The sequence below is a fragment of the Variovorax sp. M-6 genome (assembly GCF_052114385.1).
Lineage (GTDB): Bacteria > Pseudomonadota > Gammaproteobacteria > Burkholderiales > Burkholderiaceae_C > Variovorax.
The window spans coordinates 84909-111034 of sequence record NZ_JBFREQ010000019.1; the positions used below are offsets into that span (position 1 = coordinate 84909).

Below are 26126 nucleotides of genomic sequence, written 5' to 3' on the forward strand. Positions count from 1 at the left end.
CAATCACGATATTAGTTAACCTAACAGATATATCAACACACCAATTTCATACATCAATGCTCCCCTCCCTCCACATCGACGGCTCGGTCGCCACCCTGACGCTGCGCCGTCCGGAGGTCGCGAACAAGCTCACACCGCCGGACCTGCCTGAGCTGCTGCGTCATTTCGACACCGTGAACCGGACTGAACAGGTATTGGTGCTGGTTCTTCGCGCCGAAGGAAAGCATTTCTGCAGTGGCTACGATATATCAGAGGTGGCGGCCAGCAGCCAGACCGAGGGCAGCAGTTTCGGTGCGATGGTGGACGCACTGGAGAATTGCCGCGCCATCACCATCGCCGCCATCCACGGCGGCGTGTTCGGCGGCGCCACCGACCTGGCCCTGGCCTGCGACTTCCGCGTTGGCGGCAGGCGATCGGAAATGTTCATGCCGGCGGCGCGCCTGGGCCTTCACTACTACCAGAGCGGCCTCGAGCGCTACGTCTCGCGGCTGGGACTGGACACCGCCAAGCGGCTCTTCCTGACCGCCGAGAAGCTGGACGGCGAGGCCATGCGTGACTGCGGCTTCCTGACGCACTGGGCCGAGGGCGAATCCATCGCCGCGGAGGTCGACCGGCTTCGCGCATCGCTGACCGCGATGGCCCCGCTTCCGCTGCTCGGCATGAAGAAGCACCTGAATCGAATTGCTCAGGGCCGCGCTGACGCGGCCTCGATCCGCGACGAGGTGCAGCGCTCGGTCGCCTCGGAGGACCTCGCCGAAGGCGGCCGAGCCTGGAAAGAAAAGCGCCAGCCAGCCTTCAAAGGCCGCTGACCCCCACACACCCACAAGACTGGAGACATCCCATGAACCGACGCCGTCTGATCTCGATGGCCGCCGCCGCATGGCTGGCGGCACCCCTGTGCGCGGTCCATGCCGCGGACTATCCGGCCCGGCCGATCACCTTGGTGGTGGGCTTTCCCGCCGGGGGCGGCGCCGACACGGTGGCGCGCATCGTGTCCGACAAGCTTGGCAAGATCCTCGGCCAGGCCGTCATCATCGACAACAAGCCCGGTGCGGGCACGACGATCGCGTCGGACTTCGTGGCACGCGCGGCACCGGACGGCTACACGCTGCTGCTCGGCAGCAGCAATCTCTATGGCAGCGACAAGCTGCTCTACAAAGGCGTGAAGTACGACGGGACCAGAAGCTTCACGCCGATCTCCCGCTGGAGTTCGGCGCCCATGCTGCTGGCGGTCCACAAGGATGTGAGCGCCAGGACCGTGCAGGAACTGATCGCCGAGGCACGGCAGAACCCTGGCAAGCTCGCCTATTCATCCTCGGGCAACGGCGTCGTGACGCATCTGGCCGCGCTGTCCTTCGAGAAGGCGGCCGGCGTGAACATGTTGCACGTGCCGTTCAAGGGCGGCGCGCCCTCGCTGCAGGCGGTGGCGAGCGGCGACGTGCAGTTGACCTTCGGCACCCCGCCCTCGGTTCTGCCGATGGCCCAGGGTGGAAAGCTGCGCGTGCTCGCGGTCACGTCGGCGCAGCGCTCGCCGCTCTTCCCGGCGATCCCGGGCATGTCCGAAGCCGGCGTCAAGGGCTATGACTACACCTTCTGGTTCGGCCTGTTCGGACCGGCCGGCCTGCCGCCCGAAGTGGCAAAGAAGCTGTTCGACGCCAGCACGGCCGTGCTGACCGACCCGGAGGTCAAGGCGCGGATGGAAAAGTCCGGCAACGAAGCGGCACCCTCCAGATCGCTCGCCGAGTTCCGCGAATGGGCCCTGGCGGAAGGCGCGAAGTCGAAGGAACTGACGGAGCGCTCGGGCGCGACCAACGAATGACACAAGACACCTCCGCCAGCGGCGGCCCGCTCCAGGGCTTCACCGTGATCGACCTGACCCGCGTGCTCGCGGGTCCCTACTGCACGCTGCTGCTCGCCGACCTCGGCGCGCGCGTGATCAAGGTCGAGCAGCCCGGCAGCGGCGACGACGCGCGCCAGATCGGGCCTTTCGTGGAAGGCGAATCCGCCTACTTCATGTCGGTCAATCGGAACAAGGAATCGATCGCGCTGGACCTGAAGGCGAGCGCTGACCGCGCGGTCTTCGAATCGCTGCTCGCGAGCGCCGACGTATTGGTCGAGAACTTCAGGCCTGGCACCATGGAAAAGCTGGGCTATGGCTGGGAGGCTCTTCACGCGCGCTTTCCCAATCTGGTGTTCACATCGATCTCCGGGTTCGGCCAGACAGGGCCGTACAGCAAGCGTCCGGCTTACGACATGGTGGTGCAGGCGATGGGCGGCATCATGAGTCTCACGGGTCATCCCGGTTCGCCGCCCACGCGGGTGGGCGTCTCGATCGGAGACCTCGGCGCCGGGCTCTATGCAGCCATCGGCACGCAGGCGGCGCTGCTGCAGCGCGCCCGCACCGGCCGCGGCGAGCGCGTGGACGTCGCGATGCTGGACTGCCAGGTGGCGCTGCTCGAAAACGCGATCTCCCGCCTGGACGCCGATGGCCGTGCCCCGGGGCCGATCGGCTCGCGCCATCCCTCCATCACGCCTTTCGATGTCTTCCGCGCGTCCGATGGCTGGTTCGTGATCGCGGCCGGCAACGACGCGCTGTTCCAACGGCTCTGCATGGTCCTGGACCTGCCCGCGCTGCGCGATGACCCGCGCTTCGCCACCAATCCCGATCGCTGCCTGAACCACGAGTGCCTCAAGACGATGCTCGAGGAACGGCTGGCCTCGGCCCCCTGCGCCCACTGGCAGGAACTGCTGATGTGCAACAGCATTCCGACCGGCGCCTACAACGATGTCGCGGCAGTGGTCAACGACCCGCAGATCCTGGCGCGCGAGATGCTGGTACAGGTGCGCACGCAAGGCGGACGATCGGTCACCGTGGCCGGCAATCCGGTGCATGTCGGGGCGCACCGCACGCCGTTGACCCGGCACCCGCCGCGGCTGGATCAGGACCGCGACGCCATCCTCTCGGCGCTGCCGCGCTGAGAACGGTCGCCTTGCCTGTGCGCGAGAGGACAATGCGCGCATGCAGATCACCGTCCTTCCTCGCCTTCGGCTCGCGGCCCTGATCCTGGCCATCGCGCCCTTGCTCCCGGGCTGCGCAGTGGTGAGCGTCGCGAGCACCGCCGTCAGCGTCGGTGCCGGGGCGGTAGGCCTCGCGGCCGACGCCGCGATCGGCACCGTGCGCATCACGGGCAAGGCGGTCGGCGCCGCCGCCGATGCGGTGCTGCCTGGCGACGCCGACTGAGCGCGATCCCTGGCGTCCACAATGACGCCATGACCTCGCACCTGAAGCTCGCACCCTTCCGGCCCCGACTGATCGACGCGCTGGCGGGCTACGACAAGGGCCGCTTCCTCAAGGACGTCGGCGCCGGCATCACGGTCGGCATCGTCGCGCTGCCGCTGGCGATGGCCTTCGCGATCGCGTCCGGCCTCAAGCCCGAGGCCGGCATCTGGACCGCGATCATCGCCGGCTTCCTGATCTCGGCCCTCGGCGGCTCGGCGGTGCAGATCGGCGGACCGGCCGGCGCCTACATCGTGATCGTCTACGGCATCGTCGACCGCTACGGCGTGGCGAACCTGCTGATCGCCACCGCCTGCGCCGGCGTGCTGCTGTTCCTGATGGGACTGTTCCGCCTCGGCACGCTGGTGCGCTACGTGCCGCTGTCGATCGTGGTGGGCTTCACCAATGGCATCGCGGCGCTGATCCTGATCTCGCAGCTGAAGGACTGGCTGGGACTCTCGATCGCGAAGATGCCGGCCGACATGTTCTCGCAGATCCACACGCTGGCCACGAACCTCGGCAGCTTCAATCCGCATGCGTTCGCACTCGGCCTGGCCTGCCTGCTCGGCCTTGCCGCCTGGCCGCAACTGCTGCTCGCCGGCACCTGGGTCGGCCGCGCGGTGCACCGGGTGCTGGGCCGCGTGGCCCGGTCGCGCGTCGCGCAGGCCGGCTCGCGCATGCCGGGGCCGATCGTCGCGCTGGTCACGCTGACGCTGGTGTCCTGGGGTTTCAGCCTGCCGGTGGAGACCATCGGCACGCGCTTCGGCGGCATCCCCGACGGCCTGCCCGGCTTCGCGCTGCCCGCGTTCTCGTGGGAGACGGTCAAGCAGCTGGTGACCCCGACCCTCACCATCGCCGCGCTGGGCGCCATCGAATCGCTGCTGTGCGCCCGCGTGGCCGACCAGGTCGGCGGGCTGCCGCGCCACGATCCCAACCAGGAGCTGATGGCGCAGGGCATCGCCAATGCGGTCGCCCCCTTCTTCGGCGGCATGCCGGCCACCGGCACCATCGCCCGCACCGTGACCAACGTGCGTGCCGGCGCCAGCTCGCCGATCGCCGGCATCGTGCATGCGCTGACGCTGCTGGTCGTGGTGCTGCTGGGGGCGCCGCTGGCCCGGCACGTGCCGCTGGCGGTGCTGGCGGGCATCCTGGTCTTCGTGGCCTGGAACATGGGCGAGTGGCGGGAGTTCTCTCCGCACAGGCTGCGCCTCTTCAGCCGCCATTACCGGCTGCTGATGCTGGGCACCTTCTTCCTCACCGTGGTGTTCGACCTCACGGTCGCGGTGCAGGCGGGCATCGTGCTGGCCTGCGCGCTGTTCGTGCAGCGCATGAGCACGCTGTTCAGCGTCGAGATGGTGTCGCTGGAGCCACCGGTGCTGACCTTCAAGCTCTACGGGGCGCTGTTCTTCGGCGCCGCGGCCAAGCTGGACTCGACGGTGCAGGCCGTCGAACGAGCCCCGCGCGGCATGACGGTGGTGCTCGACGCGATGCACCTCATCTCGCTGGACACCACCGGGCTCGACGCCCTGCGGCAGGTGCACAAGGCGGTGCTGGGGCGCGGCGGCATGCTGCGCATCGACTCGCTGCAGCCCCAGCCGCTCGAGGTGATCGAGCGCTCGGGCTTCGCGGCGGAACTGGCCGCGGGCGCCACGAGCGCGCACGAGGAAATGGTCACCCAGGCGCCATCGCGGTCAACGGGGCATTGACCCGCGCCACTTCGTCGACGTTCAGCGTTCCTGTCGCCGCCCGGAGCCGTCCGTAGCCCGAAGGCTATTTATAGCTAAGCGTGAATGTTGCCGTGCCGTCGGCGCGGCCCGCCGTCACTGCGCTACCGGTCTGGTAGTAGCGCGCGGTATACGGCAGCACGTAAGCGCCGTCCTTCGACGGCCCAACCAGCACTTCGCCGCCGAACGTGACGGGCGCGGCCTTCGCGTCCAGCACCTGGATGCCGACACCACCCGCGATGCCCGTGCCGCCCGTGATCTTCAGCACGCCCGGCGCGGTGGTCGCCGGATCCTGCTGCGCATCCATCCGCAAATAGATGAAGTTCTGGGCGTTCTGGCCCGGCTGGCAGTTCAGCTGGATCTTGAAGGGCTTGTCGCCGGCGGTGGTCCCCACGCCCTCGAAGCGACTACGCGCCACCTTGCCGAGCGGCACCGAAATGTTGCGCGAGCCCGTGTCCACGGTGCATGAGGGCGTGATGATCGTGATGCCGTTGCCATTGAGAAAGGTGGTGATCGCCGACATGGAGGGATCGCCATCGCCGTAGTAGCGGGTGTAGGTGCCCGCGGCGAGCGGGCCGTTGCCGGTGGCGGGCCCCGTCTTGAACAGCTCCACCTTGAACTGCGAATAATTCACGAGGACGGTGGTGGACGTGGAAATCGGGAGGACGTGTGGGTAGTAAACCGTGTTGGTCGATGAAATCACACGCGACAGCCGGATGCCGACACCCGTCACTGCCGTCGAAAAGATATGAGGTTCGCCGCCGAGCACCAGCGCGCCCTGCAGCATCACGCCGGTCGCTACGCCTTGATTGAAGGTGCAGTTGTACATGAGTTCTTCAACGCCACCGCCCTTGATTGGAATCGGGAACGTTTTGTCCGCCAGGCGCGCACCCACCGCCGTGTTCGGGGGAATGATTACGCGGCCCATGTCCATGTTGATGAAGCGCTCGGTAAAGCTGGGGGCGCGCGTGCATGCCGCCCAAGCGCCATGCGTGCTGCTCAGCAGGCACAAGGCCAGCAGGACCACGCGCGCGGGGCCGCGCGACAGGGTCTTCATCGGTGCGACTCGGAGCTTGCTCATTTCATTCCTTTGGTTTGGCTTCGCCCGAAGCGACAGGCGTGGCGAGTGCGCCCGGCGCGGCACACTGGCCGTCCAGCTGGCGGATCGGCGGCGGCTGCTCTTCGTCGGGCAAGCTGTAAGGCACGGTGCACTGCTCTCTGTCGCCCTTCCCCCAGATCACCTTCAACTGGCCTGAACTGGCGGCGCCGGTGACAAAGGCCTGGCCGTCCGGGCCGACGATGCCGACCTCCTGGCCCGCCTCGTTCTCGATCTTCGAGCCCAGGGGCAGCACCCGGCCGTTCGGGTCGGTCAGCGTCATCAGCAGGCGCAAGCCCACCGAGGTTTCGAACTTCGCCAGCACGACCGCGCCGCGTGTCGGCACCACATCCAAGGCCGCGTTCTTCACCTCCACCGTGTCGCCCAGGTCGCCGGTGCGAAGGGCGACGCGGTTGATGCGGTACGGGCTCAGGTTGGCAATGACGGCGTGGCCCTGTCCGTCGGTGGCCACGCCCGCCTGCGACTCGAGGCCGATGCCCTGCGCCTTGGGCACCTGCACCAGCGCCATGGTTTCACCGAGCGGCTGCGACAGCGTGGCGCCGCCGCCATGCACCAGCAGTCCCCCCGACATGCCGAAGGTGGTCTGGCCGTAGCCACGGCCCTGCGATCGGCCGATGTCGAATCGGCCCACCGGCGAGAGGTAGCTGGCGCTCGCGCTGCCGTTGCCGCCTTGCTGGTTCGCATGGCCGGCCGTCACGTTGTAGGTCAGGCGACTGTCGTCGAAGGCGGAGCCATAGATGGCGGCCTGCTGGTTGACACCTCCCTTGTCGGCACGGGTCACCGAGTACTGGGCGTTGGCGCGCGTGCTGCCCAGCGGGATGGTCAGCATCACGGAGATCTGCCGATTCGATGGCGCGTTCAGGTTGGTGCTGTAGTTGTAGAACACGCTGTAGCCGAACTGCTTGTAGTTGCCCGAGTAGCCGACCTGCACCAGGCGGTCCGTGCCGCTGGTGCCCCAGTAGCTCTGCTGCCGGGCCGAAGCGAACACGCTGCCCTTGTCGGCGATCTGCTGCGACACGTCCAGGCGCAGCTCATTGCGGCGGCTGTTGAACGGGGTCGCGGGCAACAGATCCTGCATCTGCACGGCTTCCTGGAAGGTGCGGTAGCCGCTGGTCGAATAGCGGTAGCCTGCGATCCGGAAGTTGGTGCCCGAGGAGATGAACGACTTGGCATAGAGAAAGCGCAGCGACTCCCCGGTGTGGCTGGCGTCGTTGCGATCGGTGGTTCGCGCGCTCGTCAGGTCGACCGACACCGCACCGAAGTCGCGCAGGTTCTTGCCGACGCCGGCCAGCACCGCCTGGTACATGTTCGCGGCCGTCAGGCCACCATAAAGCGAGAACTCGTTGCCCATGCCGTGCGCCAGCGTGCCCTGGGCGAAGTAAGGCTGCGACCGCGCGGGACGCGAGCCGCCGAACGAGGCCTCGAGGTAGCCGTAGCCGTTGCGGTACTTGCCCACCGTGGCCGAATAGCGCCAGGTGCCTTCGCGCAGCAGCGTCGGCACGGCGGAAAAAGCCTGGATGTACCGGGTCTGCCGGCCGTCGGCCTCGGTGATGGTCACCTCGAGGTCGCCGCTCGACGCGGTGGGATAGAGGTCGTCGAGCACGAAGGCCCCGGGTGCCACATAGGTGCTGTAGACGATGTAGCCGTTCTGCCGCACGGTGACGCGCGCATTGGTCTGCGCCACGCCGCGGATCGTCGGTGCATAGCCTTGCATGCTGTCGGGCAGCATCGCGTCGTCGGACGCAATCTGCGCGCCGCGAAACTGGACGCTGTCGAAGAAGTTGCCGGGCGTGGTGCCTTCACCCAGCAGCAGTTGGCCCTTGATGGACGCCAGGTCGCGCTGCACGTAGGAGTTGATCGACTGCCAGCGGCTGCGGCCGGCAACGTTGTTGTTGTAGGTCGAGAAGTTGCGAAAGCGCCAGTCGCCGGCATTGAAGCCGGCGCGCAGGCCGGCGAACAAGGTTTCGCGCTGGATCTGGGCGCCTGCCAGGTTGTTGTCGAGCGCCGCATTGCCGTCGAAGATGTTCTGCTGCATCTGCAGCTGCCGCTGGACCGACAGGTTGCTGCTGTAGTTGCTGCCGCTGTTGCGCCCGTAGTTGAGCTGGTAGTCCAGCATGCCGGCGGTGATGCCCTTGTCCCACTTCTCCGGAGCCACGGCACCGCGTGCCGAGCGCTTCAACGCGGCTTGCGGAATGCTGACATACAGGCGCTGCTTGCCGCCGTCGTAGCTCACCGCCGAGTCGGGAATGATGTTGGCAAGTTCGATGCAGGCCTCGTCCGAGGCGGTGGCGAGCGCGGGGAACACCGGCACGTTGACGCCCCATGCCTCGAGCAGGTCGCGCGTCAGGCAGGGCACGGCGTCGTTCTTGCCTTCCTGCTCGACGAAGCGGACTTCGCTTTGCCCCACGCCGCGTTCGTTCAGCGACACGTCGACCATGTAGGTGCCGGCCGTCACGCGATTGCCGAAGGCGAACAGCGACAGGTCCGCAGTGGGTTGGTCGCCGCCGGTGCCGAGAAACTGCTCGTTGAAGGTCGAGGCGGCAAATCGCTCCTGCGCATGGGTCGGCGCCGCGCCCAGCGCCGCCAGCAGCGCGGCGCACAGCGTCAGCCGGAACGGTGCGCGGGACAAGGAGAGTGCGTGGCGCACGGTCCGGCCTCTTACGGCTTGGCCGTGTCCGCGGGAGGCGGGACCAGCTCGGCCTTCACGGCCACAGGCTCGGTGCCGACAGGCACCTGGACCCGCTCCCGGGGCGTTTCGCCGCCGTAGTCGTTGAGCGTGGTGTACGAGACCTGGATCGCTTGCGGCGTCTTGACGGCATCGAGCGGATACGACATCTCGCCAAACGGCGGCACCATGTTGGCATTGATCTCCTGCTGGCCGCCGTTGATCGTCAGTCCGGTGAAGGTCACGTGATAGGCCGAGTCATTGCCGATCTTGAGCACCGCACCCTGGCCACTCTCGCCCACGCTCACGGCCCACTTGAGATGCGTGCGGGCGTCTGACGACTTGCCGGGCAGGTTCGCAGGACGGTAGAAGAGCTTGATGCGGGTGCGCACCGCGATCTGCAGCGTGTTCTCTTCCTTCGACTTCTCGGGAATCTCCTTGACGTTGAGCCAGAACACCGATTCGCGGTCGGCCGGCAACCCGCCGCCCACGCGCATGATCCGGAGGATGTTTTCCATGCCGGGGTCGAGGCGCGACAGCGGCGGCGTCACGAGCAGCGGGGTTTTGTTTTGACCTTCGCCGGCATCGATCCAGGCCTGGACCACGTAGGGGGAGGTGCCAGTGTTCTTCGCCGGGATGGAGGCTTCGCGGTCCTTCTCGCCGAGGATCACGCGGGTGCCGCCGACCATCACGCTGGGACGGGCCGGCCAATGGAGACTCAGCATCAGCAGCAGACCGAAGGCCCACCGAAAGCAGTTCTTTTTGTGCATACAAGATTCCTCGCCGCGCATCGAACGCGCGGGGCACGCAGGCCCTGGCACAACGGCGCATCGAGATCAACATCGACTCACCGCCGTGGAGCAGAAAATGGGAGGGGCCGACACCGGCCGCCGCAGGCGTACTGCCTGGAGGCACGGCGTCAGGCCTGGCGAACATCACGCGGCGGCTGAAGCGCCAGGCGCTTCGGCCGCCGCAGATGACGCAGGCTTGTCGGCTTAGTTGTAGTGGACGGTAAACATCGCCGAAGCGTTGGCCGGGCCGACCGTCACATCAGCCTGGGCCTTGGTCGACACGTAGGCAGCCTTGAACTTCAGGGAGTTGGTGCCTTCACCCAGAACGTACAACTGAGACTCCGAACCGAGCGCAATCGGGGTGCCAGCCGAATCGCTCAATGCCACCGCCACGCCCGTAGCGGAGGCCACACCGACCTGGCCGGCGTTGGCAATGGCAATGGCGCCCCCCGCGAGGGCGTCCTGCTGGGCTGAGAACGATACTCTTGCCCCCCTGGCGCTGGCGCTGCAGTTGAGCAGGTCGATGGTGAAGTTGGCCTCTGGGGCCTTCGTGCCCACGGAGGTGAACACGTTGCGCGAGATCTTGCCGAGCGGCACGACCTTGTTCTGGCTGGCGGGCGAAATCGAGCAAACCGAGTCGGTGATTTCGCCGGTGAAGTTGATCGTGCCGTCGGCTGCGAAAGCACCTTGCGACAACACACCAGCAATGGTCAGTGCTGCGAGCTTGATGAAACTGGTTTTCTGCATTTGTATTCCCTGAGGATGGAAAGAACTAAAAATAGAAAGAGCCTGTACAGGGCAGGCAGAACGTTAGGGCCAAGGCCCCAGGATTGGTCGTCAGCAGAAACGTTTGGGAAATTGCCGCTAGCGAAGCCGGAGGCTTCGCACAGGGCGAACTGAACAATCCACCCCTCAGACGGCCGCCCCGGTGCGCTGCACCGACGCGAAGCCCATGCCCGTGGGCGGTTGCCATCTTGGGCCGCGGGGCGGCACGCTCTCGGTCGCGACGCAGTTCGCTCCTGCTGCCAGCGTTGCGAGCGGCGTCATCCTGACCGTGGCCTGCGACTGAGACGGAAAGCCCGGCCTCGGTTCTGCCCGAAACAGCGGCAGGGACGCCGCTAAGGCGCCTCGGTGCCCCGGTCGGGCGAAGACCCCGAGCCCACCACGCGCTGATCGTCGTCGAGCGTGGCGGTGAACACCATCGGCGAATTCGGCGGCTGGACCCAGCGCCATTCCCACGCGGTTTCCTTCTTGAGCGGATACGGCGTGCGCCGGGCCGGCTTGCCCAGCAGCTTGCGCAGGTCTTCCATCGCCATGCCCGGCTTCACCTTGGCGAAGTTCGCGGGGGTGAGCACCTGGCGCAGGGCCGTCATCCGGCCGTCGGGCCCGATCGTGATCATGTAGTTCTTCTGCCCCTGCGGCTGGCGGTTGTACTCGAACACCCGGCCCTCGGGCGCATCCCAGATGTTCTCGGGCTGGCCGAAGCGCGCGCGCACGTCGGCCTCGGTCGCCACGCCCTCCTCCAGCTCCGCGATGCGCTGCGGGTCGCAACCCGCGAGGGACAACACCGCAGCCAGCCAGCCCACCGCGATCCGCGCCCGGTTTCGTCGCCGCACCGCTCAGTTCTGCGCGAAGCAGTAGAGCAGGCCTGCGCCGCCGGTGCTCTTGAGCGCATCCAGGCTGCAACCCCGGGTGGCATGCGAGGAGTTCCACGACATCGACGCCGGAGGGGCGTTCGTGCCCATGCGGTTGTGATGGCCGACGATGGCCGAGCCGTCGCCGCTCTGGGTCCAGTTGCCGCAGGTCGTGTCCTTGCCATCGCTCAGCGCGCGGCCGTCGGGCGACGAGCCGGTCAGGATGTCATGCTGGTTGACGGGGTCGCCGCTCGCACTGACGACTTCGCCTTTTTCGGTCAGCGCCGTCTGCTTGTTGATCTTGTTGTCGCCATGCAGTTCGTCAATGTTGCTGGCGATCAGTTCGCCCTTGACGTTGTACCAGGGCCCGCTGCCGACCCGGTCGCGCGCGTTCACGGCCGGGCTGGTCGCCGTCGCGGTGCTGCTGAGGTAGGCGCGCCAGGTGCGCCCGCCGGCGCCGACACTGGTTGCGAGGCTCTGGCAGTAGCGGTCGGCACCCGCCAAGCCGCCGAAGTCGGCGCCCTTGCCCGGATTCACGCTGGTGATGAAGAAGCTCATCTTGCTCTGCGGCGTGGCGGGTCCGCTGCTGCTGCAGGCCGCCACCACCAAGGCAACAACAGCGGCGGCGGCGAAAACCATCGAATGTCGGCGCTTCATGAGCGTTTCTCCTGGGTTTGGAATCGGAGCCGCCACGCTAGCGCATGCCGACGGCGGCTTCAAGGCGGATTCCACCCGGTAAAATCCGCGCCAAAGGTCCTATTGCATGTCCATCTTCGCCCGCCCCCACTACACGTCCGAAATCACCAACTTCATCGAACAGATGAAGGAGCGGAAGCCGACGCTGGAGGCCGAACAGCGCGCCGGCCGTGCCCTGCTGTGGGACAAGCACCTCGACCGCGGCCTGCTCGAAGAGTACAGCGAAGCCAATGTGCCGCAGCAGCCCTACGTCTACCAGACCCGCGTCAAGTAAGTGACCATCCGCGCCGTTCCGGGTTCCGGCGCCCGTCGCCAGGGCGAGGGCGGCGCGTCGGGCAAGGGCGCCCGTTCGGCGCCGGACGAGGTCATCGCGGACGATGGCGCCGTCGTGGTCGCCGCGATGCCCGACGTCATCGACCAGGTCGCGCTGGCCCGCCTCTACGGCGAGCCGCTGTTCGCGCTGCCGAACGACCTCTACATTCCGCCCGAGGCGCTGCAGGTCTTCCTGGAGGCCTTCGAAGGCCCGCTCGACCTGCTGCTCTACCTGATCCGCAAGCAGAACTTCAACATCCTCGACATCCCGATGGCCGGGCTGACGCGGCAGTACCTGAGTTACGTCGACGAGATCCGCCAGACCAACCTCGAGCTCGCCGCCGAATACCTGCTCATGGCGGCGATGCTGATCGAGATCAAGTCGCGCATGCTGCTGCCGCCAAAGAAGTCGGCCGAGGGTGAGGAAGCCGAGGACCCGCGCGCCGAGCTGGTTCGCCGCCTGCTCGAGTACGAGCAGACCAAGCTGCAGGCCGCCTCGCTGAGCGCCATGCCGCAGGCCGGACGCGACTTCTGGAAGGCACAGGTCTACATCGAGCAGTCGCTCAAGCCGCGCTTCCCGGACATGAACGTGGTCGACCTGCGCGACGCCTGGGCCGACATCCTGAAGCGTGCCAAGCTCGTGCAGCACCACAAGATCTCGCGCGAGGAGCTCAGCGTGCGCGAGCACATGAGCATCGTGCTGCGGCACCTGCAGGGGCGGCAGTTCGTCGAGTTCGAGAAGCTGTTCGACGTCACGCGCGGCACGCCGGTGCTGATCGTCACCTTCATCGCGATGCTCGAGCTCGCGAAGGAGACCCTGATCGACATCACGCAGGCCGAGGCCTTCGCGCCGATCTACGTGCGGCTGGCCTACGCGCCGGCTTGATTCATTGCCTTTCGGGCCGGTTCAGGCGGATTCGACGCCCGGCTCGCGCCCCATCAGCCCGGCCACCGCCTCCGCCGGCCTGACCCGCCCGTCCAGCACCGCCACCACGCTGTCGGATATCGGCATTTCGATCCCCAGGTGCCGCGCCCGCTGCACCACGGTGCGCGCGCAGTAGACACCCTCGGCCACGTGCCCGAGCGAATCCACCGCCTGCGACAGCGACCGGCCCTGCGCCAGCAGCAATCCGACCTTGCGGTTGCGCGACAGGTCGCCGGTGGACGTGAGCACCAGGTCGCCGAGGCCGGACAGCCCCATGAACGTGTCGGCCCGGGCGCCGAGAGCGACGCCGAAGCGGGTCATCTCGGCCAGGCCGCGCGTGATCAGTGCGGCCCGCGCATTGAGCCCGAGGTCGAGGCCGTCGGCCAGGCCGGTGGCGATCGCGAGCACGTTCTTGACCGCACCGCCGACCTCGACGCCGACGATGTCGTCGTTGGCATAGACCCGCAGCGCCGGGCCGTGGAAGGCCGCGACCAGTGCCTCGCGCACGCGGGCATGCGCACTGGCTGCCACCAGCGCGGTGGGTCGGGCCTGCGCCACCTCCTGCGCGAAGCTCGGGCCGCTCAGCACGCCGGCCAGCAGCCCGGGCGCCACCCGGGCCTGGATCTCGTGGGCCAGCAGGCCAAGTTCGCCGGAGCCGGTCTCGGCCGGCTCGACGCCTTTCGAGAGCCAAGCCACCAGGCAGGCCGCATCGCGCAGCTGACCGAGCTGACCGCGCAGCGCCGCCATCGGCGTCGCCACGATCACCAGGTCGGCGCCTTCGGTCGCCGACAGCGCCGCGCCGGCCTGGAGGGTCAGCGAGGGAGGGAATGCGAAGCCGGGCAGGTAGCGCGCGTTCTCGCGCGCCTGCGCCATCGCGCGGACCTGCTCGGCATCGCGCGCCCAGAGCGTGACCGCATGCCGGCCGGAGGCATTGATCGCCAGCGCCGTGCCCCAGGCGCCGGCGCCGAGCACGCAGATCTTCATCGGCGGCAGGCGCTGCGCCGGATTTACTGCGTGACGATCGGCGAGGCCTGGCCGGCGGCCTGGGCCTGCTGCTGCTCGAACATCGCCTGGAAGTTGATCTCGGCCAGGTGCACCGGCGGGAAGCCGCCGCGCTGGATCACGTCGGCCACGTTGCCGCGCAGGTAGGGGTAGACGATCTGCGGGCAGGCGATGCCGAGGATCGGGCCCATCTGGTCATCGGGCAGGTTGCGGATCTCGAAGATGCCGGCCTGCTTGGCCTCGACCAGGAACACGGTCTTGTCGTTGATCTTGGTCTGCACGGTGGCCGACACGGTGATCTCGAAGATGCCGTCGGTCACGGGCTGGGCGTCGACGCCGAGCTGGATGTCGACGGTGGGCTGTTCCTGTTCGAGCAGGATGGCCGGCGAATTGGGTTGCTCGAGCGACAGGTCTTTCAGGTAGACGCGCTGGATCTGGAAAACGGGATCTTGTGCTTGCTGGTCGGCCATGGCTCTAACTTTCGAGAATCAAAACGATGCCCGCCCCGGGGGGTCTCCCGGTGCGGGCTGCTGAAGTAACTGGTGATTATCGCCCGCCGGATCGGGCTCAGGCGCCCTGCAGCAACGGCGTCAGGCCGCCGCGCCCGTCAAGCGCAATCAGGTCGTCGCAGCCGCCGACATGGGTCTCGCCGATGAAGATCTGCGGCACGGTGCGCCGGCGCGTGAGGTCCATCATCGTGGCGCGTGCCTGGGGATCGCTGTCGATGCGGATCTCCTCGATCTGCTCGACACCCTTGGACTTGAGGATTTGCTTCGCGCGAATGCAGTAGGGGCAGACGGCGGTGGTGTACATCTTGACGGCTTGCATCGGGACTATCTTGTGGAGGGTCAGGCCTTTTCAAGCGGCAGGTTAGCGTCTTTCCACGACTTGAGTCCGCCTGCGACCGCTTGGGCTTGCTCGTAGCCGAGTTTCTTGGCAGTGGCCACGGCGCGCTGGGCGCGCGACCCGCTTGCACAGACGAGCAACAAGGGCAACGACTTGTTCTTGACCGCCGTCGGCAGTTTCTGCTCGAGCTGGTTCAGCGGCACGTTCTTGGCACCCGTGACATGGCCGGCCGCGAATTCCTCCGGCTCGCGCACATCGACCACTACCGCGCGCTCGCGGTTGATCAACTGCACCGCGCCCTGCGCCGAGAGCGAGCCGGCGTTCGCGCCGCGCACCATCGGCCACGCCAGCATGCCGCCCGAGCTGAGCGCAATCAGGATCAGCATCCAGTTGTCGACAATGAATTTCACGGTGTTCCTTGAGTGGCAAACCCCGGATTTTAGAATGTCGGCTTTCCGCACGCGTTCCCAAAGGCCTCTCCCATGCACAAACTGGTACTGATCCGCCACGGCGAATCGACCTGGAATCTCGAAAACCGCTTCACCGGCTGGACCGATGTCGACCTGACGCCGACCGGCGTCGAGCAGGCCAAGCAGGCCGGCCGGCTGCTGAAGGCCGAGGGCTACGACTTCGACGTCGCCTACACCAGCGTGCTCAAGCGCGCCACCCGCACGCTCTGGCACACGCTCGACGAACTCGACCGCACCTGGCTGCCGGTGGTCCATTCCTGGCGCCTCAACGAACGCCACTATGGGGGCCTGCAGGGCCTGAACAAGGCCGAAACCGCCAGGAAGTACGGCGACGAGCAGGTGCTGGTCTGGCGCCGCAGCTACAGCACGCCGCCGCCGCCGCTGGAGCCGAACGACCCGCGCAGCGAGCGCGGCGACGTGCGCTATGCCAAACTGGCGCCCGACCAGGTGCCGCTGACCGAATGCCTGAAGGACACCGTGGCCCGGGTGCTGCCGTTCTGGAACGAATCCATGGCGCCGGCGATCCGCGCCGGCCGCCGGCTGGTGGTGGCGGCGCACGGCAATTCGATCCGTGCGCTGGTGAAGTACCTCGACGGCATTTCCGACGACGCCATCGTGAGCCTGAACATTCCCAATGGAATCCCGCTGGTCTACGAACTCGACGACGATCTCAAGCCGCTGCGCCACTACTATCTCGGTGACGCCGAGGCGGCCGAGAAGGCCCTTGCCGCAGTCGCCGCGCAAGGCAAGGCTTAACAAAAATTCTTAATTTGTTCAAAGGGTCGCGGAACCCGGGCAGACAACTTGCTTCCAAGCTGTGTATATTGGTTTGACAGGCGACAAGGACACTATTACATGGGCCAGAAAATGAAGATCACCGGTTGGGTCGCCGCAGGCGCCTTCGCCGGCGTGCTGACCACCGTCTCGTTACAAACCGTTGCGCGAGGCTCCTTGGCCCCCCTGCCCCTCGAGGAACTGCAGCAGTTGGCTGCGGTTTTCGGCATGGTCAAGAGCGACTACGTCGAGCCGGTGGACGAGAAGAAACTGATTTCCGATGCGATTTCGGGCATGGTCGCCGGGCTCGATCCGCACTCGCAGTACTTCGACAAGAAGTCCTTCAAGGAATTCCGCGAAGGCACCACCGGCCGCTTCGTCGGCGTCGGCATCGAGATCTCCCAGGAAGACGGGCTGATCAAGGTGGTGTCGCCGATCGAGGGTTCGCCGGCTTTTCGCGCCGGCCTCAAGCCGAACGACCTGATCACCAAGATCGACGACACGGCCGTGCGCGGCCTGTCGCTCAACGAGGCCGTCAAGCGGATGCGCGGCGAGGCCAACACCAAGGTGCTGCTGACGATCTTCCGCAAGGACGAGAACCGCACCTTCCCGGTCACGATCACGCGCGAGGAAATCCGCACGCAGTCGGTCCGCGGCAAGGTCATGGAACCGGGCTACGCCTGGATCCGCCTGTCGCAGTTCCAGGAGCGCACCGTCGACGACTTCGTCAAGAAGATCGAAGAGATCTACAAGCAGGATCCCAACCTCAAGGGCCTGGTGCTCGACCTGCGCAACGATCCTGGCGGCCTGCTCGACGCCGCGGTGGCGATCTCAGCGGCCTTCCTGCCCGAGAACGTCACGGTGGTGTCGACCGACGGCCAGCTGGCCGAGAGCAAGTCGATCTACAAAGCGGCGCCCGAGTTCTACCAGCGCCGTGCCGGCAGCGATCCGCTGCGCAACCTCCCGGCCGCGCTCAAGACCGTGCCGCTGGTGGTGCTCGTCAACGAAGGCTCAGCCTCGGCCAGCGAAATCGTCGCCGGCGCCCTGCAGGACCACAAGCGCGCCACCATCATGGGCAGCCAGACCTTCGGCAAGGGCTCGGTGCAGACCGTGCGCCCGCTCGGCCCCGACACCGGCCTCAAGATCACGACCGCGCGCTACTACACGCCGAGCGGCACATCGATCCAGGCCAAGGGCATCGTGCCCAACGTGCTGGTCGACGAAAGCGCCGAGGGCAGCCCCTTCGCCGCGCTGCGCATGCGCGAGGCCGACCTCGAGAAGCATCTGGCCAGCGGCCAGGGCCCCGAGAGCAAGGACCCCGAGCGCGAGAAGGCGCGCGACGAAGCCCGCAAGCGCCTCGAGGAAGAAGCCAAGAAGCCGCCGCAGGACCGCAAGGTGCCCGAATTCGGCACCACCGACGACTTCGCCCTGGCGCAGGCCGTCAAGAGCCTGAAGGGCCAGCCGGTGCTCGTGAGCAAGACGCAGGTCATCATCGACAACAAGGAAGAGAAAAAGGACAACTGATCCCGGGCGACGGTGGCTCCCGCGGGAGCCACGCCCCGGCGACAGGCGCGGCGCATGGAAGATCAGGACCTGCTGCGCTACTCGCGCCACATCCTGCTGGAAGAATTCGGCATCGACGGCCAGGCGCGCGTGAGCGCCGCGCATGCGCTCGTGATCGGCGCCGGCGGGCTCGGCTCGCCGGCCCTGCTCTACCTGGCCGCGGCGGGCGTCGGCCGCATCACGCTGGTCGATGACGACGACCTCGACCTCACCAATCTCCAACGCCAGATCGCCCACACCACGGCGCGCGTCGGCATGCCCAAGGTCGAGTCCGCAGCCGCCGCGATGCAGGCGATCAACCCGGACATCACGATCGAGACCCACCGCCTGCGGGCCGACGACGAATTGCTCGCCAGGCTGGTGTCGAGCGCCGACGTGGTGCTCGACTGCAGCGACAACTTCGCCACGCGCCATGCGGTGAACCGCGCCTGCGTCGCGCATGCCAAGCCGCTGGTGGCGGGCGCGGCGATCCGCTTCGACGGCCAGCTGAGTGTCTACGACACGCGCGATGCGGCCTCGCCCTGCTACGCCTGCCTGTTCCCGCCGGAGGCCGATTTCGAGGAAACGCGCTGCGCCGTGCTCGGCGTCTTCGCCCCGGTGGTCGGCACCATCGGCACGCTGCAGGCCAGCGAAGCCCTGAAGCTGCTCGCCGGCATCGAGCCCTCGCTGGCCGGCCGCCTGCTGATGTTCGATGGCCGCCGCAGCGCGTTCGACACGCTCGGCGTCGCGCGCGATCCGGGCTGCGCCGTGTGCGGGCACCGCCCGCCCTCGGCCTAGCCGCCGCCGGGCGGCCGCTGCCTGGCCCTGGCCGCGCCGGCCGCGGCAGCGCGCGAGGATGGCTTCTTCGCCTCGGCCAGCACCTCCGTGCAGTCCGCGTCCTTTCCCGGCCCCGTTTCCACGGTTGCGGCCAAGGCCAGCAGGGGATTGATCGCGGCCAGGGCGAGCGCCGCAGCACCGCGCGCCGCCAGCGGACCGGCCTCGACACCGGCCTTCGGCGCCGCGAAGGTGCCGTGAAGATGCAGCGGCGTGCGCAGCGCCAGGATGCTCATGTCCTTGGGCTGCTGCTTCACCACGATGTCCATGCTTTCGTTGGCCAGGTTGATGTGGCCGCCGGCGTTGAACACCGTGTCGGAAGTGGCCAAGACCAGGCTGCGACCGTTCATCACGCCCTTGTCGACATCGAAGGCCACGGCGGCACAGCGCAATTCGACGTTGTGGTCGCCCTCGAGCAGGAACTTGATGATCTCGCCGCCGTCGAGCCCGAGGAATTCCAGCAACAGGTTGCTGAACTGGCCGCGCCCGGTAATGGCCGCGACATCGCCCGAGGCGCCGCCCAGCCAGTGCGCCACCGAGTTGCCGCGACCGGACAGGTTGATTCGCCCATCGAGCCTGCCGAAGCTCGTCTTCAAGGTCTCGACCTTGGGGATCAGCCGGCTGAGCTGCATCGCGCGGATGTCCAGCGAGGCCCTGATGTCGGCCGGGTTCTGCGTCGCGTCGATGCGGATCGCGCCGGCGATCCTGCCGCTGGCCACGCCCAGCTCGAGCGGGTCGAGCGCCAGAACACCGTCCTTGAGCGTCACTTGCACACTGCCCTTGTCCATCGGCAGCTCGCGCACGTTCTGGATCCGCTCCGCGGTGTACGTGACGTCGGCATTCATGGCGCGCAGGCGCTCGAAGTCCAGCGTCGCGTCCGGCAGCACCCTGCGTCCGGGATCGACCTGCTTGCGCTTGCCGGCGTGCAGGATCGCGGGCGGCGGCGCCACGCCGTCGACTGCGTTGGCCGACCGCGCGGTGGGCGGCAGGCCGATGAACGGGCCGAGGTCGTCCATGTCCATCACGCGCGAGCGCAGGGTACCGCCCAGGTGAGGGACTTTCTGCGACTTGTCGAACTGCATGTCGCCGCGGATGTCCGAGAGACCGAGCCGGCCGTTCAGGCCGCGCACCTCCCAGAGAGAGGCCTTCTTGCGCAAATTGCCGCTCAACGCGTAAGGCGGTGTCTGGGGCAGTGCAATGCCCAGGGCCGGGTAGAGACGGCCGAGGTTCTGGCCTCGCATCTCGAATTCGGCGTCCAGACCGTCGAGGTCGGCCAATTCGACCACCGTGCCATGCGCCTTGAGCCGGGTCTGGCCGGCCTTCAGATCGATCTCGATCGGAAACGGCGGCTGCCCGGCGGCATTGAGCTGCAGCACGTTGCCGGCGCGACCCGAAGCGGTCAGCGGCTGACTCCGGTAACGGCCCTTGATCTCATAGCTCAAGGGCATTTCGCCGCGGCTGCTGTCGAGGCTGAACGCCGCATGCAGATCCACGTCGAGCGAGGTCGCGAGGAAATCGACCGTACCGCCATCGACCTGGATCAGACCGATGTTCGGCACCGTGCCTGCGTCGGAACCATCCTTGCCCAGAGCCCAGGTGCGGCGGCCGTTCTCCTCCATCTGCAGTCCGATCGACGGCGAGCTCAACACGAGCCGCGGCAGCACGATCCGGCGTGCCAGGAGTTGCCAGAAGCGGATGTCGAATTCGGCCCGCTCGGCACGAACCAGGTAGGGGTCGCGCGCCCAGGAGGGATTGGCGAACTCGATGCCGTCGAAGCTGACCGTGGCGACCCGCCAGCCCAGGTCGACGTCGAGCCGCCGAGTGATCTCGAACTTGCGCCCGGTGCGCTCGCTGACGTAGCGATTGAGAGGCTCGCGCAGCTGGTCCCAAGGGAACAAGGCGAGAGCCAGCCACAGCGCCGCCAGCACGCCTAGCGCGATGGCGCCGAGCTTGAACCAGATCCGGCGGCGCGGCGGGATTGCGGCAGTCGCAGTCTGCACCCGCACCCTTCACTCGATCGGAGCGGCTGCGCGCGCCGAAACCGCCTTCCCGGCCGGCTGGACGAGCAGGCAGACGACGGACACGCCGGCAGCCGCCGCGGTCGTGGCAGCCTCGGCCAGCCGCAGTTCGGCCACAGCCGGCTCGCCGCCCGCGACCACGAGTCCGGCAACCAGGGTGAGGATCCCTGCGGCGACATAGCTCCAGACGATGTTCATGCTGCACCTTGCGACGGGACGGACAAATCACCGGAAAAGGACTGGGCGAGCGAGCCTGCACAGAGAGAGACCCCACAGCCGTGCCGCAGCTTAGAACAACGGCCCGCTCGCCGGGGTCGGCCGCCGGCCGACGTCACTGTGGGGCACGGCCTACGACGGTCTCGCACTCGGTCGTAAGAACCAGCCTACAGCGTCCGGCCGCGCAAGCCTTCATGATGCAGGCTGATCTTCACTACCATTGCGAATGCCTGCTTTCCCAGGGGCAAGCCTGGCCCCGCAAGGCTCGCCAAAGGGCAGCGGTTCTCATGGATCCAAGATTGAAAACCTACATCGTCGAAGACAACGTCACGATCCGAGAGAATCTCGTCGGCACCTTGGAGGAACTCACGTGCATCTCGGCCGTCGGCTTTGCCGAGACCGAGGCGGAGGCCAGCCGATGGCTCGTCGACCATGCCGACGAGTGGGAACTGGCGATCGTCGATCTGTTCCTGAAACAGGGAAGCGGGCTTGGCGTGCTGCAGACCTGCCTGGCGCGCCGGCCGGATCAGAAGGTTGTGGTGCTCAGCAACTACGCCACCCCCGACATCCGCAAACGCTGCGCCCAGTTCGGCGTCGATGCGGTGTTCGACAAGTCGAACGAGATCGACGCCCTGATCGACTTCTGCATCGCGCAGGCTGCCGCCCGAACGGCATGAGCTCGCCCCCAGGTTGCCCGGCACTTCGTGTCCGGGCGCCCACCCCCTACCGGGGGCAACACCAGCGGCCCGGCAAAGCCGGTTCCGCGGTGTTTCACCAACGGACCGGGCTGCGCCGGCCAAGCCATCGGGCTGTGTTTTTCTACGGCCGCGCGCAGCGCGCCTGTTCGTGAGCAGTCGCGGAACCGGCTTCGCCGGGCCGCTGACTGCGCCCCCGGTAGGGGGTGGGCGGGCTACACGCAGTGAGCCCAACCTGGGGGCGAGCTCAATCAATCAGTTTGTTCTTGAGGGCGTAGTAGGTCAGGTCGCTGTTGGAAGACAGGTTCATCTTCTCCATCAAGCGCGTGCGGTAGGTGCTCACGGTCTTCACCGACAGCGACAGCGTCTTGGCGATGTCGCCCGCGGTCTCGCCCTTGGCCAGCTTGAGAAAAACCTGGAACTCGCGTTCCGACAACTGTTCATGGGGCGCCGCATTGTCCTTGCGGTCGAGCTGGCGCGCCAGCAGTTCGGCCACCGCCGGCGTGATGTAGCGCCGGCCCAGCGAGATGGTACGGATCGCATTCACGATCTCGATCGGTTCGCACTCCTTGTTGAGGTAGCCGCTGGCGCCCTGGCGAATGAGGTTCATCGCATAGTGCTCCTCCGGATAGGCGCTGAGGATCAGAATGCCGACGTCCGGCGCCTTGGCGCGGATCATGGCCAGCGCGTCGATGCCGCTCTGGCCAGGCATCGAGAGATCCATCACCAGCACATCGAGTTCCGTGGTCCGGACCAGCTCGATCGCTTCGCGGCCGCTGGCCGCCTCACCCACCACGCGAAGGTCGACGTGCTCCGAGAAAAACTGGCGCAAGCCGGAACGCACGATGGCGTGGTCGTCCGCAATTCCGATCTTGATCATCTGTTACCTTCGTCGTTGTATTGCCGTCTTTTGCGTCGCAACATGCCGATCCCTGGACGGCTCTGATTATTCCCGAATTTGAACCACAGGCATTGCCCGGAGACCTCATGCGCTGGATAGCTTTCCCCAAGATGGCCCTCGGCCTCACGCTCGCCGCACTGGCGGCGCTGGCGCTGGTGGGCATCAACGAGGCCGGCTACCAGCAGTCGCATCGCGCCCTGGAGAATGTCAGCGACGCCCAGCAGGCGCGCAGCGTGCTCAACCTGATGCTGCAGAACGTCCTGGATGCCGAAACCGGGCAGCGCGGCTTCCTGCTGACGGGCGAAGCCCGCTATCGGGAGCCCTACGACCTCGCGGTGAAGCAGGTCGACGGTCACCTGGCGACGCTCCAGGCCCTCTACGCGGGACGGCCGAGCGAGCTCGCACGGCTGGGCGAGTTGTCCAAGCACGTGGCGCGCAAGCTCGCCGAGATGGAAATGAGCGTACGCCTGCGCCAGAACGGCAGCGACGACGCCTGGAAGTTCGTCATCACGACCGATGTCGGCCGCGAGGAGATGGAGGCCATCCGCAGCGAGGTCCGGGCGCTGATCTCGACCAGCAACGACGAGCTGTCGCGCGGGCAGGCCCAGATCGCAAGTTCGCTGCGCTTCGGCCGCATCGGCATCGCGCTGGTGGCGCTCGCGGGGCTGGCCGCGTTCTACCTCTACCTGCGCCAGACCCATGCGTTGCGCTCGGCCGGCGAGCGCCAGCAGGAGGCGCTGCAGCGCGAACGCAATGCGCTCGAGGGCGAGGTGCGGGAGCGCACCGCGACGCTGGCCGAGCTGGCCACGCACCTGCAGCAGGTGCGGGAGTCCGAGCGCGGGTTCCTGGCGCGCGAACTGCACGACGAGCTGGGCTCGCTGCTGACGGCCGCCAAGCTCGATGTCGCGCGCCTGAAATCAAGGCTCAACGACGCGCCGGACGCGACGCAGCGGCTGCAGCACCTGAACGAGCTGCTCAACAGCGGCATCGCGCTCAAGCGTCGCATCATCGAGGACCTCCGGCCCTCGTCGCTGTCCAATCTGGGCCTGGTCGCCTCGCTGGAGATCCTCGGACGGGAGTTCGCCGAGCACTCGGGCATGGAGATCGAGATGGTGCTCGAACCCGTCGAACTCGACGAGGACAACCAGCTCACGGCCTATCGCATGGTGCAGGAGAGCCTGACCAACATCGGCAAGTACGCGCAGGCCACCGAAGCCAGCATCGTGATGAAGAACTACGGCAACCACGTGGTCGTCGAAGTGACGGACAACGGCAAGGGCTTCGACACCCAGCACGCACGTCCTTCGACCCATGGCCTCGCGGGCATGCGCCATCGCGTGCAAGCCGCAAATGGCAAGCTCACCGTGTCGTCGACACCCGGCAAGGGCACGCACCTGAGCGCGATCCTGCCCGCCAAGCGGGCCTGACCCCGGCCGCCTTGTGCGGGGCCGCCTCCGGCTCTTACGGCTCTCTCCTACGCCTCCAGGCCGCCGCTGCTGACAGGGTCTTCGCGGTCGTCCGCCTAACGTGGACTCCAAGCCGTTCCCATCGCGAACGCATTGGTTTTCACCTCAACGGGGCCACCCTCGAAAGGAGTCAGCATGTTGCACTATGCCGTCGTGTTCCTTGTCATTGCCTTGATCGCCGCGCTGTTCGGATTCGGCGGCATCGCCGCCGGTGCAGTCGGGATCGCGAAGATTCTCTTCATCGTCTTCATCGTTCTGGCGATCGCCAGCTTCATCGCGGGCTTGATGCGACGGCGCTAGCGTCGTTACGATGGGCGGGTAACGCAATCATTTTCCGGAAGGACCTATCTCATGAACACGACCACCAAGACGCCTTCGCAACTCGCCGACGAGGCGCGTCAGACGGCCAACGATGCCATCGACACCACGCGCGCCTACGCACAGAATGCCGTGAATGCCGCCGGAGAGAAGGTTCGCGACCTGCGTCGCGATGCCGAGCCGGCCGTGGAGCAACTGGCGGCGCGTGTCCAGCAGGCGGTCCAGCGTGGCCTGGATGCCGCATCGACCACCAGCGCCCGGGCTCAACGCCGCCTCGAAGCGGCCGCGGACGTCACGGGCAAGTACATCGCCGACCAGCCTGTACGTTCGGTGCTCGTGGCCGCCGCCGCCGGTGCCGCCATCACCGCGCTGATCGTTCTGGCAAGCCGCCGCCGCAACGACTACTGATCCGCTGCAGGCGTTTTTTTCAAGCAACGCGCGGCTTCGGCCGCGTGACTCCGTTTCAGCCTGCGCAGCAACATGCTCCATCCCATTGTCTCGACGGCGCTCGGCCACCCGGAGCTGATCGCCGAACACCTCGCCAACTACGGCGCACTGGTACGGCAGGAAACCCAGGAGGCCAGCCGCAGTCTGGTCGCCCGAATGGCGGCGGGCGTCCTGGCGGCGGTCAGCGCCATGCTGGCCTTGGGGTTGATCGGCGTCGCCGTGATGCTCGGGACGCTGTATGGCAGCTTCCACTGGGTGCTGGCCGCGGTGCCGGGGGTCGCGGTCCTCATCGCCGTGGTCTTGGCGCTGGTCGCGGCACGCCCCCCGCCCTTCCACGCATTCGCGGACCTTCAGGCCCAGCTCGACGCCGACGTACAGGCGCTTCGCACGGCCGGAGAGCACCATGGCCGTTGACTCCCGAAGCCTCACGCCGCAACAGCGGCTCGCGATGTCCCGCAGGGCGCTGGTCGCCCAGTTCCAGGGGAGCCTGCCCGAGGAGAAGGAGGATCTCTACGCCCTGGCGCCTCGACCCGCCACCAGTCCGGGCGCGTCCGAAGACCTCTCCTGGGCGCCCGTGGCACGCCACGTGGTGCGCCGCTGGTGGCGCCGGCATCCGGTGAACGCTGCCGGCCAGATCGCGCGGCCGCTGCTTGAACGCTATGCGCGCGAGCAGCCGGCCAGGCTGATGGGCGCCGCGGCGGCGGCTGGCGCGCTGGTCGTGCTGGTCAAGCCCTGGCGCCTGCTCTCAGTCACCGCGCTGGTTGCCGCGGTTCTGAAGACCTCCGACGTGGCCGACCTGGTCACCACGCTGATGCAGCGAGACACCCCCCCGCGAAACGACCTCCGCTGACCGGCCGTCCGCACGACAAAAAGCCCGGGAGACCGGGCTTTTTGCATGGGCGCATCGTGGCTCGACGGTGTCGCGACCTACATCGCCTTCACTTCGAGCTTGTTGTCGACGCCGTTGACGCCCTTGACGGACTTGGCGATCTCCTCGGCGCGCGCCTTCGCGGCGGCGTCCGGAGCCGGGCCGCGGAGGGTCACCTGGCCGCCCTGGGTATCGACGTCGATCTTGATGGCGCTCAGGCCAGGATCCTTGGCCAAACCGGTCGACACCGCAGCCGTGATCGCGGCGTCGTCCACCGCTCCGGCCACCGACGCGGCGGCAGACTCCGTCTTGCCCTTGGCAGCGACACCGGCCTGCTCGGTCTTGGCGATGGCCGAGTCCACCTTCTGGCCGGCGGTCTCGTTGCCCATCTTGTCGCCGCAGGCGCTCAGGGCCAGCGCACTCCCGGCCAGCATCAGCGCCACCCAGCGGCGCACGCTCGGGTTGATTTCTTTCGGATGGGTCATGGGAACCTCCTGTCTGTCGCGAGGCGAGTCATCGGTGGCTCGACCGAACCACCCGATTCCAATCTAGCGAGGGTGAACGCGCGAGGCACGGCGGGCGGCGGCT

General features: G+C 67.2%; 31 protein-coding genes. 17 read left to right on the forward strand and 14 right to left on the reverse strand.

What is annotated here, in order from left to right:
* The first annotated feature begins 56 nt into the window (after positions 1–56).
* From AB4Z46_RS20895 to AB4Z46_RS20915, 5 genes are read left to right on the forward strand one after another with little or no spacing between them, the layout of a single operon-like run.
* Positions 57–809 (forward strand): enoyl-CoA hydratase/isomerase family protein, encoded by a 753-nt coding sequence (locus AB4Z46_RS20895; protein ID WP_442285498.1) that lies wholly within the window; start codon positions 57–59, stop codon positions 807–809.
* 56 nt (positions 810–865) lie between these two features.
* Positions 866–1819 (forward strand): Bug family tripartite tricarboxylate transporter substrate binding protein, encoded by a 954-nt coding sequence (locus AB4Z46_RS20900; protein ID WP_442285499.1) that lies wholly within the window; start codon positions 866–868, stop codon positions 1817–1819.
* Positions 1816–2979, forward strand: a complete 1164-nt coding sequence (locus AB4Z46_RS20905) for a CaiB/BaiF CoA transferase family protein (RefSeq protein WP_442285454.1) — start codon at positions 1816–1818, stop codon at positions 2977–2979. The genes AB4Z46_RS20900 and AB4Z46_RS20905 overlap by 4 nt, the downstream gene beginning before the upstream one ends.
* 40 nt (positions 2980–3019) lie before the next feature.
* Entirely contained in the window at positions 3020–3241 is a 222-nt protein-coding gene (locus tag AB4Z46_RS20910; RefSeq protein WP_442285455.1) for a hypothetical protein, read from the forward strand.
* A 29-nt stretch (positions 3242–3270) separates the two neighbouring features.
* Entirely contained in the window at positions 3271–4983 is a 1713-nt protein-coding gene (locus AB4Z46_RS20915) for a SulP family inorganic anion transporter (protein ID WP_442285456.1), read from the forward strand.
* A gap of 64 nt (positions 4984–5047) precedes the next feature.
* Here AB4Z46_RS20915 and AB4Z46_RS20920 read toward each other — a convergent pair whose 3' ends face one another.
* The 6 genes from AB4Z46_RS20920 to AB4Z46_RS20945 all read right to left on the reverse strand — a co-directional run bounded on the left by AB4Z46_RS20920 (position 5048) and on the right by AB4Z46_RS20945 (position 11847).
* Positions 5048–6082 (reverse strand): fimbrial protein, encoded by a 1035-nt coding sequence (locus tag AB4Z46_RS20920; RefSeq protein ID WP_442285457.1) that lies wholly within the window; start codon positions 6080–6082, stop codon positions 5048–5050.
* 1 nt (position 6083) lies between these two features.
* Positions 6084–8765: a fimbria/pilus outer membrane usher protein gene (locus AB4Z46_RS20925; protein ID WP_442285458.1), complete on the reverse strand. Its 2682-nt coding sequence runs from the start codon at positions 8763–8765 to the stop codon at positions 6084–6086.
* Positions 8766–8776: 11 nt separating this feature from the next.
* On the reverse strand, positions 8777–9553 hold the full coding sequence (locus AB4Z46_RS20930) for a fimbrial biogenesis chaperone (RefSeq protein WP_442285459.1): 777 nt from the start codon (positions 9551–9553) through the stop codon (positions 8777–8779).
* Positions 9554–9778: 225 nt separating this feature from the next.
* Complete coding sequence (locus AB4Z46_RS20935) at positions 9779–10321, reverse strand: fimbrial protein (protein WP_442285460.1); 543 nt, start codon at positions 10319–10321, stop codon at positions 9779–9781.
* Between the two features lie 371 nt (positions 10322–10692).
* On the reverse strand, positions 10693–11166 hold the full coding sequence (locus AB4Z46_RS20940) for an outer membrane protein assembly factor BamE (RefSeq protein ID WP_442285500.1): 474 nt from the start codon (positions 11164–11166) through the stop codon (positions 10693–10695).
* Between the two features lie 27 nt (positions 11167–11193).
* On the reverse strand, positions 11194–11847 hold the full coding sequence (locus AB4Z46_RS20945) for a hypothetical protein (RefSeq protein ID WP_442285501.1): 654 nt from the start codon (positions 11845–11847) through the stop codon (positions 11194–11196).
* On the opposite strand from AB4Z46_RS20945, the gene AB4Z46_RS20950 reads away from it, so the two are divergent.
* The 3 genes from AB4Z46_RS20950 (at position 11753) to AB4Z46_RS20960 (ending at position 13102) form a co-directional block, all read left to right on the forward strand.
* Entirely contained in the window at positions 11753–11947 is a 195-nt protein-coding gene (locus AB4Z46_RS20950; RefSeq protein WP_442285505.1) for a hypothetical protein, read from the forward strand. The two genes, AB4Z46_RS20945 and AB4Z46_RS20950, sit on opposite strands and share 95 nt — an antisense overlap.
* A 24-nt stretch (positions 11948–11971) precedes the next feature.
* On the forward strand, positions 11972–12178 hold the full coding sequence (locus tag AB4Z46_RS20955) for a DUF3460 family protein (RefSeq protein WP_442285461.1): 207 nt from the start codon (positions 11972–11974) through the stop codon (positions 12176–12178).
* A 126-nt stretch (positions 12179–12304) separates the two neighbouring features.
* Complete coding sequence (locus AB4Z46_RS20960) at positions 12305–13102, forward strand: segregation and condensation protein A (RefSeq protein WP_442285502.1); 798 nt, start codon at positions 12305–12307, stop codon at positions 13100–13102.
* 21 nt (positions 13103–13123) lie between these two features.
* Here the strand turns inward: AB4Z46_RS20960 and AB4Z46_RS20965 are convergent, their stop codons facing one another.
* The 4 genes from AB4Z46_RS20965 to AB4Z46_RS20980 all read right to left on the reverse strand — a co-directional run bounded on the left by AB4Z46_RS20965 (position 13124) and on the right by AB4Z46_RS20980 (position 15399).
* Positions 13124–14125 (reverse strand): NAD(P)H-dependent glycerol-3-phosphate dehydrogenase, encoded by a 1002-nt coding sequence (locus AB4Z46_RS20965; protein WP_442285462.1) that lies wholly within the window; start codon positions 14123–14125, stop codon positions 13124–13126.
* Positions 14126–14148: 23 nt separating this feature from the next.
* A complete protein-coding gene (secB, locus tag AB4Z46_RS20970; RefSeq protein ID WP_442285463.1) occupies positions 14149–14613 on the reverse strand; it encodes a protein-export chaperone SecB in 465 nt (154 codons plus the stop codon).
* Positions 14614–14710: 97 nt separating this feature from the next.
* Positions 14711–14971, reverse strand: a complete 261-nt coding sequence (gene grxC / locus AB4Z46_RS20975) for a glutaredoxin 3 (RefSeq protein ID WP_286504919.1) — start codon at positions 14969–14971, stop codon at positions 14711–14713.
* A 20-nt stretch (positions 14972–14991) separates the two neighbouring features.
* On the reverse strand, positions 14992–15399 hold the full coding sequence (locus tag AB4Z46_RS20980) for a rhodanese-like domain-containing protein (protein WP_442285464.1): 408 nt from the start codon (positions 15397–15399) through the stop codon (positions 14992–14994).
* Positions 15400–15471: 72 nt separating this feature from the next.
* On the opposite strand from AB4Z46_RS20980, the gene gpmA reads away from it, so the two are divergent.
* The 3 genes from gpmA to AB4Z46_RS20995 all read left to right on the forward strand — a co-directional run bounded on the left by gpmA (position 15472) and on the right by AB4Z46_RS20995 (position 18573).
* Positions 15472–16215, forward strand: a complete 744-nt coding sequence (gene gpmA, locus AB4Z46_RS20985) for a 2,3-diphosphoglycerate-dependent phosphoglycerate mutase (protein ID WP_442285465.1) — start codon at positions 15472–15474, stop codon at positions 16213–16215.
* Between the two features lie 99 nt (positions 16216–16314).
* Complete coding sequence (locus AB4Z46_RS20990) at positions 16315–17757, forward strand: S41 family peptidase (RefSeq protein WP_442285466.1); 1443 nt, start codon at positions 16315–16317, stop codon at positions 17755–17757.
* Between the two features lie 54 nt (positions 17758–17811).
* Positions 17812–18573, forward strand: coding sequence for a HesA/MoeB/ThiF family protein (locus tag AB4Z46_RS20995; RefSeq protein ID WP_442285467.1), 762 nt, complete (start codon positions 17812–17814; stop codon positions 18571–18573).
* Here the strand turns inward: AB4Z46_RS20995 and AB4Z46_RS21000 are convergent.
* Both AB4Z46_RS21000 and AB4Z46_RS21005 read right to left on the reverse strand, forming a co-directional pair.
* The gene (locus AB4Z46_RS21000; RefSeq protein WP_442285468.1) at positions 18570–20609 is read right to left on the reverse strand and encodes an AsmA family protein; all 2040 of its coding nucleotides are present in this window, start codon (positions 20607–20609) and stop codon (positions 18570–18572) included. The genes AB4Z46_RS20995 and AB4Z46_RS21000 overlap by 4 nt on opposite strands.
* A gap of 9 nt (positions 20610–20618) precedes the next feature.
* On the reverse strand, positions 20619–20825 hold the full coding sequence (locus AB4Z46_RS21005; RefSeq protein WP_442285469.1) for a hypothetical protein: 207 nt from the start codon (positions 20823–20825) through the stop codon (positions 20619–20621).
* A 305-nt stretch (positions 20826–21130) separates the two neighbouring features.
* On the opposite strand from AB4Z46_RS21005, the gene AB4Z46_RS21010 reads away from it, so the two are divergent.
* A complete protein-coding gene (locus AB4Z46_RS21010; protein ID WP_442285503.1) occupies positions 21131–21520 on the forward strand; it encodes a response regulator in 390 nt (129 codons plus the stop codon).
* 265 nt (positions 21521–21785) lie between these two features.
* On the opposite strand, the gene AB4Z46_RS21015 is transcribed toward AB4Z46_RS21010, so the two are convergent.
* Positions 21786–22418 carry a response regulator gene (locus tag AB4Z46_RS21015; RefSeq protein ID WP_442285470.1) on the reverse strand — a complete coding sequence of 211 codons (633 nt, stop codon included), beginning with the start codon at positions 22416–22418 and terminating at the stop codon, positions 21786–21788.
* Positions 22419–22525: 107 nt separating this feature from the next.
* Here AB4Z46_RS21015 and AB4Z46_RS21020 point away from each other — a divergent pair, with 107 nt between their 5' ends.
* The 5 genes from AB4Z46_RS21020 (at position 22526) to AB4Z46_RS21040 (ending at position 25520) form a co-directional block, all read left to right on the forward strand.
* Positions 22526–23866: a sensor histidine kinase gene (locus tag AB4Z46_RS21020; RefSeq protein ID WP_442285471.1), complete on the forward strand. Its 1341-nt coding sequence runs from the start codon at positions 22526–22528 to the stop codon at positions 23864–23866.
* Positions 23867–24040: 174 nt separating this feature from the next.
* Positions 24041–24205 (forward strand): DUF1328 domain-containing protein, encoded by a 165-nt coding sequence (locus AB4Z46_RS21025; RefSeq protein ID WP_442285472.1) that lies wholly within the window; start codon positions 24041–24043, stop codon positions 24203–24205.
* A gap of 51 nt (positions 24206–24256) precedes the next feature.
* A complete protein-coding gene (locus AB4Z46_RS21030; protein WP_442285473.1) occupies positions 24257–24631 on the forward strand; it encodes a hypothetical protein in 375 nt (124 codons plus the stop codon).
* Between the two features lie 72 nt (positions 24632–24703).
* A complete protein-coding gene (locus AB4Z46_RS21035) occupies positions 24704–25084 on the forward strand; it encodes a hypothetical protein (RefSeq protein WP_442285474.1) in 381 nt (126 codons plus the stop codon).
* A complete protein-coding gene (locus tag AB4Z46_RS21040) occupies positions 25074–25520 on the forward strand; it encodes a hypothetical protein (protein WP_442285475.1) in 447 nt (148 codons plus the stop codon). Before AB4Z46_RS21035 ends, AB4Z46_RS21040 begins: the two co-directional genes overlap by 11 nt.
* 77 nt (positions 25521–25597) lie before the next feature.
* On the opposite strand, the gene AB4Z46_RS21045 is transcribed toward AB4Z46_RS21040, so the two are convergent.
* Positions 25598–26023 carry a BON domain-containing protein gene (locus tag AB4Z46_RS21045; protein WP_442285476.1) on the reverse strand — a complete coding sequence of 142 codons (426 nt, stop codon included), beginning with the start codon at positions 26021–26023 and terminating at the stop codon, positions 25598–25600.
* Positions 26024–26126 lie beyond the last annotated feature (103 nt).

Bases quoted from the DNA above. Each gene is read 5' to 3' on its own strand.
- AB4Z46_RS20895 (WP_442285498.1), top strand. From the start codon at position 57: ATGCTCCCCTCCCTCCACATCGACGGCTCGGTCGCCACCCTGACGCTG.
- AB4Z46_RS20900 (WP_442285499.1), top strand. From the start codon at position 866: ATGGCCGCCGCCGCATGGCTGGCGGCACCCCTGTGCGCGGTCCATGCC.
- AB4Z46_RS20905 (WP_442285454.1), top strand. From the start codon at position 1,816: ATGACACAAGACACCTCCGCCAGCGGCGGCCCGCTCCAGGGCTTCACC.
- AB4Z46_RS20910 (WP_442285455.1), top strand. From the start codon at position 3,020: ATGCAGATCACCGTCCTTCCTCGCCTTCGGCTCGCGGCCCTGATCCTG.
- AB4Z46_RS20915 (WP_442285456.1), top strand. From the start codon at position 3,271: ATGACCTCGCACCTGAAGCTCGCACCCTTCCGGCCCCGACTGATCGAC.
- AB4Z46_RS20920 (WP_442285457.1), bottom strand. From the start codon at position 6,082: ATGAGCAAGCTCCGAGTCGCACCGATGAAGACCCTGTCGCGCGGCCCC.
- AB4Z46_RS20930 (WP_442285459.1), bottom strand. From the start codon at position 9,553: ATGCACAAAAAGAACTGCTTTCGGTGGGCCTTCGGTCTGCTGCTGATG.
- AB4Z46_RS20935 (WP_442285460.1), bottom strand. From the start codon at position 10,321: ATGCAGAAAACCAGTTTCATCAAGCTCGCAGCACTGACCATTGCTGGT.
- AB4Z46_RS20950 (WP_442285505.1), top strand. From the start codon at position 11,753: ATGAAGAAGCTCATCTTGCTCTGCGGCGTGGCGGGTCCGCTGCTGCTG.
- AB4Z46_RS20945 (WP_442285501.1), bottom strand. From the start codon at position 11,847: ATGGTTTTCGCCGCCGCCGCTGTTGTTGCCTTGGTGGTGGCGGCCTGC.
- AB4Z46_RS20955 (WP_442285461.1), top strand. From the start codon at position 11,972: ATGTCCATCTTCGCCCGCCCCCACTACACGTCCGAAATCACCAACTTC.
- AB4Z46_RS20960 (WP_442285502.1), top strand. From the start codon at position 12,305: ATGCCCGACGTCATCGACCAGGTCGCGCTGGCCCGCCTCTACGGCGAG.
- AB4Z46_RS20965 (WP_442285462.1), bottom strand. From the start codon at position 14,125: ATGAAGATCTGCGTGCTCGGCGCCGGCGCCTGGGGCACGGCGCTGGCG.
- secB (WP_442285463.1), bottom strand. From the start codon at position 14,613: ATGGCCGACCAGCAAGCACAAGATCCCGTTTTCCAGATCCAGCGCGTC.
- grxC (WP_286504919.1), bottom strand. From the start codon at position 14,971: ATGCAAGCCGTCAAGATGTACACCACCGCCGTCTGCCCCTACTGCATT.
- gpmA (WP_442285465.1), top strand. From the start codon at position 15,472: ATGCACAAACTGGTACTGATCCGCCACGGCGAATCGACCTGGAATCTC.
- AB4Z46_RS20990 (WP_442285466.1), top strand. From the start codon at position 16,315: ATGGGCCAGAAAATGAAGATCACCGGTTGGGTCGCCGCAGGCGCCTTC.
- AB4Z46_RS20995 (WP_442285467.1), top strand. From the start codon at position 17,812: ATGGAAGATCAGGACCTGCTGCGCTACTCGCGCCACATCCTGCTGGAA.
- AB4Z46_RS21005 (WP_442285469.1), bottom strand. From the start codon at position 20,825: ATGAACATCGTCTGGAGCTATGTCGCCGCAGGGATCCTCACCCTGGTT.
- AB4Z46_RS21010 (WP_442285503.1), top strand. From the start codon at position 21,131: ATGGATCCAAGATTGAAAACCTACATCGTCGAAGACAACGTCACGATC.
- AB4Z46_RS21015 (WP_442285470.1), bottom strand. From the start codon at position 22,418: ATGATCAAGATCGGAATTGCGGACGACCACGCCATCGTGCGTTCCGGC.
- AB4Z46_RS21020 (WP_442285471.1), top strand. From the start codon at position 22,526: ATGCGCTGGATAGCTTTCCCCAAGATGGCCCTCGGCCTCACGCTCGCC.
- AB4Z46_RS21025 (WP_442285472.1), top strand. From the start codon at position 24,041: ATGTTGCACTATGCCGTCGTGTTCCTTGTCATTGCCTTGATCGCCGCG.
- AB4Z46_RS21030 (WP_442285473.1), top strand. From the start codon at position 24,257: ATGAACACGACCACCAAGACGCCTTCGCAACTCGCCGACGAGGCGCGT.
- AB4Z46_RS21035 (WP_442285474.1), top strand. From the start codon at position 24,704: ATGCTCCATCCCATTGTCTCGACGGCGCTCGGCCACCCGGAGCTGATC.
- AB4Z46_RS21040 (WP_442285475.1), top strand. From the start codon at position 25,074: ATGGCCGTTGACTCCCGAAGCCTCACGCCGCAACAGCGGCTCGCGATG.
- AB4Z46_RS21045 (WP_442285476.1), bottom strand. From the start codon at position 26,023: ATGACCCATCCGAAAGAAATCAACCCGAGCGTGCGCCGCTGGGTGGCG.